The 319-nt window shown below is 53.0% G+C and carries 1 protein-coding gene; it reads left to right on the top strand.

Annotated features, from left to right (window positions below):
• Window positions 1-2: 2 nt before the first annotated feature.
• A partial coding sequence (locus PG722_RS14025) for an antirestriction protein ArdA (RefSeq protein WP_442867865.1) occupies window positions 3-319 on the top strand: 317 nt, incomplete at its 3' end.

Here is a 319-nt window from a genome sequence, read left to right as displayed (position 1 = left end):
TTATGAGGTGCTGGCTGACCGGGCCGGAAAGGAGGAATGAGCCCATGTTTGAAGCCTATATAACCAATACAGCCCTATACCCCTTAATGGGGATTGAGGTAGGGACAACGGTACATTTCCCCATGACGACACAGGAGTTGCAGGCCGCCCTTGCCAAAATCGGGATAGACGGGAAACGGTACAGCGAAGTGTTCTTTACCAGCTTTGACAGTGATGTGCTGGGGCTCTACGATTATCTCTACGAATGTGAGAACATCGACGAGCTGAACGAGCTGGGCCACGCCCTGCTGGAAGTACGGGATAAGGGCGGACTGGAAAC

Source organism: Butyricicoccus sp. OF27-2pH9A (genome assembly GCF_027693185.1).
GTDB lineage: Bacteria > Bacillota > Clostridia > Oscillospirales > Butyricicoccaceae > Agathobaculum > Agathobaculum butyriciproducens.
Note: the sequence above shows the minus strand (reverse complement) of the source record. Positions and strands in the feature narration are given on the sequence as shown.